This is a genomic window from Mycobacterium sp. TH-M116, assembly GCF_057473685.1.
In genome coordinates this window covers 1-10934 of record NZ_JBYCLC010000260.1, presented here as the reverse complement: position 1 = coordinate 10934, position 10934 = coordinate 1, and the positions used below count along the sequence as shown (strand labels likewise).

The 10934-nt window shown below is 64.3% G+C and carries 10 protein-coding genes; 6 read left to right on the top strand and 4 right to left on the bottom strand.

Translation table 11 applies throughout. The annotated features are described in order from the left end of the window. From AC2VOK_RS13145 to AC2VOK_RS13130, 4 genes are all read left to right on the top strand, one after another. Positions 1-1935: KR domain-containing protein (locus tag AC2VOK_RS13145; protein WP_428900867.1), on the top strand; the 1935-nt coding region annotated here is incomplete at its 5' end. Then, complete coding sequence (locus tag AC2VOK_RS13140; protein ID WP_343709500.1) at positions 1932-2822, top strand: ABC transporter ATP-binding protein; 891 nt, start codon at positions 1932-1934, stop codon at positions 2820-2822. The genes AC2VOK_RS13145 and AC2VOK_RS13140, both read left to right, overlap by 4 nt. Continuing rightward, positions 2812-3669, top strand: coding sequence for an ABC transporter permease (locus AC2VOK_RS13135; protein WP_428900866.1), 858 nt, complete (start codon positions 2812-2814; stop codon positions 3667-3669). Before AC2VOK_RS13140 ends, AC2VOK_RS13135 begins: the two co-directional genes overlap by 11 nt. Before the next feature lie 72 nt (positions 3670-3741). Further along, positions 3742-4524, top strand: coding sequence for an SDR family oxidoreductase (locus AC2VOK_RS13130; RefSeq protein WP_428900865.1), 783 nt, complete (start codon positions 3742-3744; stop codon positions 4522-4524). Between the two features lie 79 nt (positions 4525-4603). On the opposite strand, the gene AC2VOK_RS13125 is transcribed toward AC2VOK_RS13130, so the two are convergent. The 4 genes from AC2VOK_RS13125 to AC2VOK_RS13110 form a co-directional block, all read right to left on the bottom strand. Continuing rightward, complete coding sequence (locus AC2VOK_RS13125) at positions 4604-7510, bottom strand: MMPL/RND family transporter (RefSeq protein WP_343709503.1); 2907 nt, start codon at positions 7508-7510, stop codon at positions 4604-4606. Continuing rightward, on the bottom strand, positions 7507-7941 hold the full coding sequence (locus AC2VOK_RS13120; protein WP_343709417.1) for an MmpS family transport accessory protein: 435 nt from the start codon (positions 7939-7941) through the stop codon (positions 7507-7509). The genes AC2VOK_RS13125 and AC2VOK_RS13120 overlap by 4 nt, the downstream gene beginning before the upstream one ends. Before the next feature lie 210 nt (positions 7942-8151). Beyond that, entirely contained in the window at positions 8152-8760 is a 609-nt protein-coding gene (locus tag AC2VOK_RS13115) for a TetR family transcriptional regulator (protein WP_343709418.1), read from the bottom strand. A gap of 224 nt (positions 8761-8984) precedes the next feature. Further along, a complete protein-coding gene (locus AC2VOK_RS13110; RefSeq protein ID WP_428900864.1) occupies positions 8985-9128 on the bottom strand; it encodes a hypothetical protein in 144 nt (47 codons plus the stop codon). Between the two features lie 246 nt (positions 9129-9374). Here AC2VOK_RS13110 and AC2VOK_RS13105 point away from each other — a divergent pair, with 246 nt between their 5' ends. Then, positions 9375-9554, top strand: a complete 180-nt coding sequence (locus AC2VOK_RS13105; RefSeq protein ID WP_343709420.1) for a hypothetical protein — start codon at positions 9375-9377, stop codon at positions 9552-9554. Then, positions 9551-10873, top strand: a complete 1323-nt coding sequence (locus AC2VOK_RS13100) for a DEAD/DEAH box helicase (RefSeq protein WP_428900863.1) — start codon at positions 9551-9553, stop codon at positions 10871-10873. The genes AC2VOK_RS13105 and AC2VOK_RS13100 overlap by 4 nt, the downstream gene beginning before the upstream one ends. Positions 10874-10934: the final 61 nt, after the last annotated feature.

The window sequence follows — 10934 nt, the reverse complement described above, 5'->3', positions numbered from 1 at the left end:
CCGGCCGATTCGTCGTGGCTCGTCTTCCTCGACGCCGCCGGTTTCGGGTCGGCGCTCGCCGACCAACTGCGCCGCGGTGGCCATCACGTTCGGACGGTCACCCGCCACGGCGGCGACACGCTGGCCATCCTCGACGGCGGGTACGCGCTGAACCCGCGTCATCCCCAGCAATTCAACGAGATATTGCAAAAGCACTGCGGCGAAGACAACCTCGCCGGCATCGTCAACTGCTGGCCGATGGACATCCCCGCCCACCCCGATGGGGAACCGCTGCGGCCGGGAGCAACAGAGGCCGCTGAGCGGATCGGGGTCCTCGCGACATTGCATATGGTCAAGGCGATGGCCGACCTCGACACCGTTCGGCCGCGCCTCTTTCTGATCACCGCCAATGCGCAACCGGCGCCCGGCACCCAGACGCTGGCTCCGGAACGAGCAGCCATCTGGGGGCTTGGTCGAGTGATCGGCCACCAGGAATTCGCCGCACAGTGGGGCGGGCTCATCGACATCGACGATGCCGACGACGTCGTCGAGAGCGCCGCGCGGGTCTGCTGTCACCTTGTCGCCGCCAGCCCCGAGGACCAGATCGCCATCCGCGGCGGTGCCACTTTCGTTCCGCGGCTGCGCGCGTGCAGCTCGCTGACACAACCCTTTCCGACGAAACTGGCGCCCGATGCGACCTATGTCATCTCCGGTGGAGGCGGCGCCTTGGGCCGCATCGTGGCCACCTTCCTGGCCGAACGCGGCGCGCGACACATTGCATTGCTGAGCCGGAGCGAGACCCCACCGCGGCACTGCTGGCCGTCACTGGCCCCAGACCACCCGCACGCATCGACCATCGACACGATCCGAATGATCGAGCGCCTCGGGGCCCGGGTGAGCGCCGCCGGCGTCGACGTCGCGGACGCCGACCAGGTGCACGGCTGGCTGGACCGGCACAACCGGGAAGAGGGCCGTCCCGTCCGCGGGATCATCCACGCCGCAGGGTCGCTCCACGACCAGCTCCTGGTGAACATGACCGAAGCCGACTTCACGACAGTGTTGACTCCCAAGATCCGCGGCGCTCGCGTGCTGCACGATGCCCTGCGCGGGCAGGAACTGGATTTTTTCGTGATGTTCGGGTCCGCGGGCTCGGTCATCACCTCGCCCGGCCAAGGCAACTATGCCGCCGCCAACGCGTTCCTCGACGCCTTCGCGTCGTACCGGCAGTCCGAGGGGCTACCCGCTCTCACCATCGGGTGGGGTCCCTGGTCGGTGGGGATGGTCGAGGAACTCGAGCTGGAAAAGAGCTACGCCCAACGCGGGATCGAGCTCATCACACCCGCAGTGGGAATCCGGATCCTCGATCGGCTCGTCAACCAAAAAGCCGCCAACGTCGTCGCAATCAGCGCTGATTGGAGACAGGCGCGCCGCGTTGCATTCGGCGGCCACGTGCCGCCGATGTTTTCCGAACTGGGAGCCGCCGACGATTCCTCCGAGTGCGCCGACACGGATTCGTCGATGCGCGAATTGCTCTCGGCCATACCGGAAGAAGACCGCCTCGACGCGGTTGCAAGCCACGTCCGGCAGATCGTTGCCGCTGTGTTCGAACTCCCCGTCGCCGAGGTCGGGCTCGACGACAGCCTCGACGACATCGGGCTGGACTCGATGATGGCAATGGATTTCAGGCTGCGGATCAACGCGGCGTTCGCAATCGACGTGCCACTGCTGGAACTGCTCCGGGGGGTGAGTGTCGCATCGCTGGCCGTTCAGATTCTCGCCGACCTCCGGATCGCCGGCGACGATGCGCCGGAAGTCACCGAAAAGCGCTCACAACCCCCCGTAGTCGCCGGCGACATCGACGGATTCCTCGAACAGCTGTCCGAGGCCGAGCTACGGGAAGTGCTGGCCGAGTTGGAGAAACACCCGCACGGGCCGAACGCGGGCGGCACTCCATGACCTCGTCGAAGTCGGCTTCGCCGGCAGCGACGCGTCCGCGGCGGCGGTCCGCGGTCCACGTTCATGGTCTGTCGAAGTCGTACGGAACATCTTGCGCGGTGCGGGATCTGGACCTCGATGTCGAGCACGGCGAAATCTTCGCGATCCTGGGGCCCAACGGGGCGGGTAAGTCGACCACCATAGAAATTCTGGAAGGGCACCGTCAACGCGACGCCGGCCAGGTCAGTGTGCTGGGCGAAGACCCCGGTGCCGCGGGCCGGAGCTGGCGCGCCAAAATCGGCATAGTGCTACAAGAGGCCAGCGACTTCGGGATGCTCAAAGTCTCCGAAACGGTGCACATGTTCGCGCAGTGCTATGGAAAGGCACGGGGCCCCGAGGAGGTGCTCGAACTCGTCGGGCTCGGCTCGGTTCGCGATTCGAAGGTCAGGGCGCTGTCAGGTGGGCAGCGCCGTCGGCTCGATGTCGCCCTCGGGGTCATCAACATGCCCGAGCTGGTCTTCATGGACGAACCGACGACGGGATTCGACCCGGAAGCCCGGCGACGATTCTGGGACCTCATCAGGCTCCTGGCCGCCGACGGCACGACCGTTTTGCTGACCACGCACTACCTGGAAGAGGCCGCCACGTTGGCGGACCGCGTCGCGGTCATCGCCGCCGGCAGCCTGGTGGCGCTCGACTCGCCGGCAAACCTGACCGGATACGTGAGTTCGGCTGCGACGGTCAGGTGGATGGAGGGAGACGAAGTGCAGGTGGAGCGCACGGATTACCCGACGGAGTTGATCAGGCGGCGCTCGGCGAACGGGAAAGAGCTTGGCCGGCTGACGGTCTCGCGGCCAACGCTGGAAGACGCATATTTGCAGTTGATCGGCCAGGCAGATGAGTGTTGACCACGTCGAGAGCGCCGCGACGGCGCGACATCGCGCGAACGGGCCGGATTCTTCGCTGCCGTCGCCGCTGCGTATCGGCATGTCGCGCGTCGTCCCCGAGCTGAAGATGTTCTATCGCCGGCCCGAGCAGGTGGTCCTGACGTTCTCCTTGCCGGCCGTCATCTGCATTTTGTTGGGTTCGATTTTTTCCGCCAAACTACCCAATACCGATACCAGCACTGGCGCCGTGATCGCGGCGAGCATGCTTGCGTACGGAATTCTTTCCACGTCATTCATCAACCTCGGCATCAGCATCGCCGCCGACCGCGACACCGGCGCCTTGCGGCGACTCCGCGGCACGCCCACCACCGCATCGTCGTACTTCCTCGGGAAGATCTTGCTGGTTGCCATTGCCAGCTTCGCCGAAGCTATCGTGCTTCTGACGCTGGGAGTGTCGGTTTTCAAACTTCGTCTGCCCACCGACATCTTCGGGTGGTTCACGCTGGCGTGGGTCTTCGGCCTCGGTATCGTCAGCTGCTCACTGCTGGGTGTGTTGGTCAGCAACCTTGCCGGCAACGCCGTTTCCGGTGCGGTCATGACCAACGGCCCGGCGGTGGCGTTGCAGTTCGTGTCCGGCACCTATGTCCCCCTCATCGCGCTGCCGACGTGGATGTTGACGCTTGGTTCGATCTTCCCCGTCAAATGGATGGCCCAGGGTTTTCGCTCGGTGCTGTTACCCGCGGACATGGTCGCTTTCGAACCGGCCGGCAGCTGGGAGCGCTGGCACATATTTTTCGTGTTGGCGGCGTGGAGCATTGCTGGCTTAATGGCTAGCCTCGCCGTCTTCCGGTGGTCGGACAAGAGCTAGTTCGAAGCTGGCCATACATCGTCGTGCGTCTGTATCGTGCTAACGACCCTCCGACACGACGGGAGACATGCGGTGACACAACGGTTGGCGGGAAAGGTTGCGCTCGTCAGCGGCGGCGCGCGGGGGATGGGCGCCGCGCACGTGCGGATGCTCGTCGGCGAGGGCGCCAAGGTGGTGTTCGGCGACATCCTCGACGACGAGGGCAAGGCGGTCGCCGACGACGTCGGTGACGCGGCCCGCTACGTCCACCTGGACGTCACCAAACCCGAGCAGTGGGACGCGGCGGTCGCCACCGCGCTGGCCGAGTTCGGCGGCGTCGACGTGCTGGTGAACAACGCCGGCATCATCAACATCGGCACCCTCGAGGACTACGAACTCTCCGAGTGGCAGCGCATCCTCGACATCAACCTGACCGGCGTGTTCCTCGGCATCCGCGCCGTGGTCAAACCCATGAAGGAAGCGGGACGCGGCTCGATCATCAACATCTCTTCTATCGAGGGCATGGCCGGAACCATCGCCTGCCACGGTTATACCGCAACCAAATTCGCCGTCCGCGGGCTGACCAAATCGGCCGCGCTGGAACTGGGTCCGAGCGGCATCCGGGTGAACTCGATCCACCCCGGCCTGATCAAGACGCCGATGACCGAGTGGGTCCCCGAGGACCTCTTCCAGACCGCGCTCGGCCGCGCCGCCGAACCCAAAGAGGTCTCCCACCTGGTGGTCTACCTGGCCAGCGACGAATCCAGCTATTCGACCGGTTCGGAGTTCGTCGTGGACGGCGGCACCACGGCCGGGTTGGGACACAAGGACTTCGCCGCGGCCGATGTCGGCGAGCGACCGGAATGGGTCACCTGAACCCGCGCCCTCGCATCGAGACTGCGTCCAGCGCTGCGGCGAGAGCCGGGAGTACACGCTGGGCGCAGTTTCGGCGACTTCAGCGCAGGCTCGACGCCAATTCGCGCGGCTCGGCCGGCGTCGGCTTCTGAGTCGGGTCAGGCCAGGGGGAGGGCTTCGGCCGCTGCCGGACCCGCTGCGGCCACCAGAACCACTTGCCCAGCAGCGCGGCGATCGCCGGGGTCATGAGCGACCTGACGATCAGCGTGTCGAAGAGCAGGCCTAGGCCGATGGTGGTGCCCACCTGGCCGATCACGGTCAGCTCACTGACCGCCATGGTCATCATCGTGAAGGCGAAGACCAGTCCCGCCGACGTGACGACCGAGCCGGTGCCGCCCATCGAGCGGATGATTCCGGTGTTCAGCCCGGCGTAGATCTCTTCCTTGAAACGCGCCACCAGCAGCAGGTTGTAGTCGGCACCGACGGCGAGCAAGATGATGACCGACATCGCGAGCACCATCCAGTGCAGCTCGATGCCGATGAGGTGCTGCCAGATCAGCACCGAAAGCCCGAAGGACGCGCCCAGCGAGATCAAGACAGTGCCCACGATCACCGCCGAGGCCACGACGCCTCGCGTGATGATCAGCATGATGATGAAAATCAGGCACAGCGAGGCGATCCCGGCGATCAACAGGTCGTAGGTGTTGCCGTCGCGGAGGTCTTTGTACATTGCCGCGGTTCCACCGAGATAGATCTTCGAGCCCTCCAGCGGCGTGCCTTTGAGCGCTTCATAGGCGGCCTTCTTGATCGCGTCGATATGCGCGATGCCTTCGGCCGACATCGGGTCGCCGTCGTGGCTGATGATGAAGCGCACAGCATGACCGTTGGGCGAGATGAAGTTCTTCATGCCCTTCTTGAACTCGGCATTGTTGAACGTCTCCGGCGGCAGGTAGAAGGAATCGTCGTTCTTGGACGCGTCGAACGCCTTGCCCATGGCGCTGGCGTTCTTCTGCGCCTCTTTTTGCTGATCCTGCAGCCCCTTCTGCGTCGAATACATGGTCAGCATCGTCGTTTTCATGGCCTTCATGTTCTCGATCATCGAAGGCATCAGCGCCACCATCTGGGGCATCAGCGCGTCGAGGCGGTCCATCACCGGGAGCAGACTCTGGATGTCGTCGGTCATCGTGTCGACGCCGTCGAGGGCGTCGAACACTGATCGCAGTGAATAGCACACCGGGATGTCGTAGCAGTGCTTCTCCCAGTAGAAGTAGCTGCGGATGGGTCGGAAGAAGTCCTCGAAATCCGCCATGTTGTCCCGTAATTGGGCGATGTCGATGGTCATTTCGTGCATTTTTCTGACCATGACGTGCATGTTGTCGGCCATCTGCGTGGTGATGCTCTGCATCTTGGTCATGTCGTTGATGGTCGTCTGCATCATGTCCGCCTGGTGGAGCATGTCGGCCATCTGGTCTTCCTGGTACTTCTGGTTCATCTGCTGGGTGACGCCTTGCATGCTGATCTGGAACGGGATCGAGGTGTGCTCGATCGGCGTGCCTTCCGGCCGGGTGATGGCTTGCACGCGGCCGATTCCGGGCAATCGGAAGACCGCCTTGGCGATCTTGTCGATGACCAGGAAGTCGGCGGAGTTGCGCAGATCGTGGTCGCTCTCGATCATCAGCACTTCGGGATTCATGCGCGCCTTGGAGAAGTGACGGTCCGCAGCGGCGTAGCCTTCGTTCGCGGGCAGGTCCGCGGGAAGGTAGTTGCGGTCGTTGTAATTGGTGCGGTAACCCGGCAGGGTCAGCAGGCCCACCAGTGCGACCATGATCGTCATCACCAGTATGGGCCCGGGCCACCGGACGACGAGAGCTCCGACCTTGCGCCAGCCTCGAATGCGTTGAGCTCGCTTGGGCTCCAGGGTCTTACGGAAGCGTGTTACCAACGAGATGACTGCGGGACCAAGCGTCAGCGCCGCGGCGACGACCACCACCATGCCGATCGCCAAGGGAATGCCGAGCGTCTGGAAGTACGGCAGGTTGGTGAAGTGCAGGCAGAACGTGGCGCCGGCGATGGTCAGGCCCGAACCGAGAACGACATGTGCGGTGCCTTTGTACATGGTGTAGTACGCGTCTTCTCGGGATTCGCCGACCGAACGGGCCTCCTGATATCGGCCGATCAAAAAGATCGCGTAGTCGGTGGCGGCTGCGATCGCCAGCGTGACCAACAAGTTCGTCGCGAACGTGGAAAGCCCGATGATGTTGTAGTAGCCCAGGAAGGCGACCATTCCGCGCGCGGCTGAAAGCTCGAACACGACCATCAACAACGTGAGCAACACGGTGACGATCGAGCGGTAGACCAGCAGTAGCATCGCGATGATCACCGTGAAGGTCGCCGCCGTGATGAGTTGCAGGCTACGGTCGCCGGCCTCGTGCTGATCCGCCATCAGCGCCGCGGGCCCGGTGACATACGCCTTGACCCCAGGGGGGGTGGGGATGCTCTTGACAATGTTCTGGACGGACTCGACCGACTCGTTGGCCAGAGCTTCGCCCTGATTCCCGGCCAGGTAGACCTGGACGTAGGCGGCCTTGCCGTCGCTGCTCTGCGCGCCCGCCCCGGTCAGCGGATCACTCCACATGTCCTGAACGTGCTCAACGTGTTTGGTGTCGGAGTCAAGTTTCTTGACGATCTGGTCGTAGTAGACGTGGGCTGCGTCACCGAGGGGCTTGTGGCCCTCCAGCACGATCATCACCGAGCTGTTCGACTTGTACTCGTCGAACACCGCGCCCATGCGTTTTGTCGCGACGACCGACTGCGCGTCGTCGGGTGCCATCGACACCGAGCGCATCTTGCCCACCTCGTCGAGCTGGGGGACGGCGACGTTGAGCGCCGCAATGACCGCGATCCAGCCGAGAATCACGGGTACGGCGAACTTCCGGATGAGACGCGGGATCGCAGGCCGCTCAGCGTGTGTCGCGAGGGGAGCGGTGTCGTCGAGGTGTCTGCTCATGCTGATTTCACCAAGCAGAAGGTCAGTGCGTGCACGCCGGTGGTCACGTTCTCGTCCTTGACTTCGTCATCGATGGTGATCCGGCACCCCAGCTGGTCGCCGTCACTTTGCGCCGAGATGTTGGGGAAGACGGCGGGGGCAGTCGTGCTGAGCACCAGCGTCCACGGCAGCGGTGCACCGTCGACCCGCTGCGGGTCAGCGGACAGATCCAGATAGTTGACGTTGGCGCGGCGGGCCGAACCGAAGACCTCGTATTTGACGACCTTGGGCTTGAACGGCGTGGATTCGTCGAGGCGCGGGCTGGTCAGCACGCCGGTGTCCTGGGCCCTGAAGAACGTCTTGACCCGCGCCACGGTGAAGCCACCGACCACGACGACTGCCGTGACCAACAGTGGCAGCCACGCGTTGCGCACAACCTTCGATATCTGCACCCGGGTGCTTTCCTTCCTCGTCGCGCAGTAGTGATGTGGACGTCGTCGGGGTGGCCCGCGGGAGATAGCGGGGGCTTCTCTGATCGCTTGCGTCACCACGGGATTCGCGGGAAAACTCTCGCTTGGCCCGTTTTGCGACACCGCATTCGGATGTTAGTACATTTTGTGCATACTTTGCAGACTATGCAACTTCTCTGACCGTGTTTTGGGTCACTGCGTGAAGATGCTGTTGACGAGCGCGGCGGCGCGTTCGACGTAGGGCATCGGCGTGTCCTCGGCATCCTCGGGCGCGCCGCCCGACCAGCGCTCGATGCCTGAACGCACCGCCGTCAACGCCAGGGCGGAGATCATCGCGGGCACCTCGTCGTCGGGCCGCATCCCCTGGCGGCGTGCGACGACATCGGTCAGGTGGGTTTGGAACCGTTCCAGATCGGCAAGGAAAGCCGCCAGCACCGCGGGCGTGGTCTTGGCGAGTTGCAACATGCACACGGCCTGCTCACGCTTGGGCGGCGCGTCGCGGAGGTGGTGGGCCGCCAGCGCGATCAGCTCCGCTAGCACCACCGAATAGGGCGCGGGGCCGGCCGCGACGAATTCGTCGACGAGCTCGGGGGGTATGTCGGAGGGGCCGTAGGCGATCGCAGACTCTTTGTTCGGGAAGTAATTGAAGAAGGTGCGGGGCGAGATGCCGGCCTCGAGGCAGATCTCGTCGATCGTCACCCTGTCGAAGCTGCGTTCGCTGGCCAGGTGCACGACGGCATCCCGGATATCCATGCTGGTCTGGCGGCGGCGGCGCTCGCGTAGACCGATCTGATTGGCCATAGCACCCTATAGTTGCACAAACTGCAAACTATGCAGTCATAAGGTGACGGATCGCATGTGCAGCAGCCCGCAGCGTCAGCGATGCGGTGCCGCGAAGCGCGCGAGATCTCTGAACAGCGACATCTGTGCCGACCGATGACTGCCGCGACGACGACTCGGGCGATCCAACGGTCCCAATATTGCCCGGCCCGGCCCGGAACGGGCCGACTCCGCGTCGATTGTCCTCACTGCCGTTGTTTGGCGCGCGCGCCGGCGTCGCCGCTGGGGCGATCCGAGAAGACCGGGTTTTCGACCGGCTTTCCGGAGTCCTCGCCCGAGACGATGTATTCGGGCGCTTCTGGGTGCGAAAACAGTTTCGAGTTGTCCATACGTGTCCTTAAGATGAAGTAGGCAGGCTGGTCCGCATCGGCGGTCGGCGAGGATCGAACCGCACACTTCTCTTTTCTCGTGCTCCGACGATTCGCGATGACCGCTAGCGGGCGATGAGTTCAACCGTACATGCCGGCGGGCGGGTGTCGCGCTCAGGTTCGCGGGCGCGGCGCACTCGGCGCATACCGGGGCGGCATGCGCTACGCTGATACCAACGTTGGTTGCCCTGCGGTGGCCGACACGTCGTGAAACGTTTCTTCATCCTTCCGGCGCCCGTCCCGATCGAGGGTCGGCGTACTGAATCCGGCGCAGTTCGTATCGCGGCGATCGATTTTGCCCACCGGCAATCTCGCCATTTCGTGCTGATCGAACGCGCGCTTGTCGCCGCGAACTCGGCAGCACCGATGCTGAAAGACATCAAGTGACCACAGGCATGACATTTGCCGATCTCGGCGTGCGCGAACCACTCATCGAAGTGCTCGCCGCCCGCGGGATCAGCCATCCGTTTCCCATCCAAATCGAAACACTTCCCGACACACTGAGCGGCCGAGACGTCCTCGGTCGCGGCAAGACGGGCAGCGGCAAGACGCTCGCCTTCTCGATTCCTCTGGTCAGCAGGCTGGCCGGACACCGGCGCCGCCCGTCCCACCCGACGGGTCTGATCCTGGCCCCGACCCGGGAGCTGGCCACCCAGATCACCGCGACCCTGGAACCGCTGGCGGCTGCCAACGGGCTGCGCGTGACGACGATTTTCGGCGGGGTGTCGCAAAGCAGGCAGGTGACCGCCTTGAAGTCTGGGGTCGACGTTGTCGTGGCCTGTCCGGGCCGGCTCGAAGACTTGATGAGACAGCGTCTGATCAGTCTCGACTCGGTCGAGATCACGGTGATCGACGAAGCCGATCACATGGCCGATCTCGGTTTCCTTCCCGGCGTCACCCGCATCCTGGCGGCCACTCCGATGGGCGGCCAGCGGCTGCTGTTCTCCGCGACTCTGGACAACGGCGTCGACAAGCTCGTCAATCGGTTTCTTCGCGATGCGGTGCTGCACTCCGTCGAGGGCTCCGACTCGCCGGTACCCGAGATGACCCACCACGTGTTCCACGTCTCGGACGCGCAGGCCAAGAAGGAGTTGGTCCACCGGCTCGCCTCCGGCTCTGGTCGCCGCATCCTTTTCATGCGCACCAAGCATCAGGCGCGCAAGCTTGCCAGGCAGCTGACCGAATCCGGTGTCCCGGCTGTCGACTTGCACGGCAACCTGTCTCAGCCCGCGCGTGACCGGAATCTGGCCGCCTTCAGTGCCGGTGACGCGCGAGTGCTGGTGGCCACTGACATCGCCGCGCGCGGTGTCCATGTTGACGGCATCGAACTGGTCGTGCACATCGACCCGCCCGCCGAGCACAAGGCTTATCTGCACCGGTCCGGACGAACCGCGCGGGCCGGTAATGCCGGCGACGTCGTGACCGTCGTCCTGCCCGAGCAGCGCAAGGACACGCATGCATTGATGCGCCGCGCGGGCATCCGCGTCACTCCGCAAGAGGTCACCGTCGACTCGGCTGCCGTGCATGCGGTGGCTGGTGACATGGCGCCGTATCGGGCTTCCGTGCCGAAGACGGCAGTCGCTGCGCATTCGTCGCAGCAGCGTCCGCAGCAGCCTCGTCGATCCGGTTCCGCCGGCCGCAGGCGTAGTCGCCGCCCGGGCCGCTCCCCAGGTTCGTCGCCGCAGCGCGACAGCAGTTGTCAATAAACAGCACGGCGCGTGCTAGGTTGATCGCGCGGATGTTTTAGGTATGTCCGCATTTGAAATG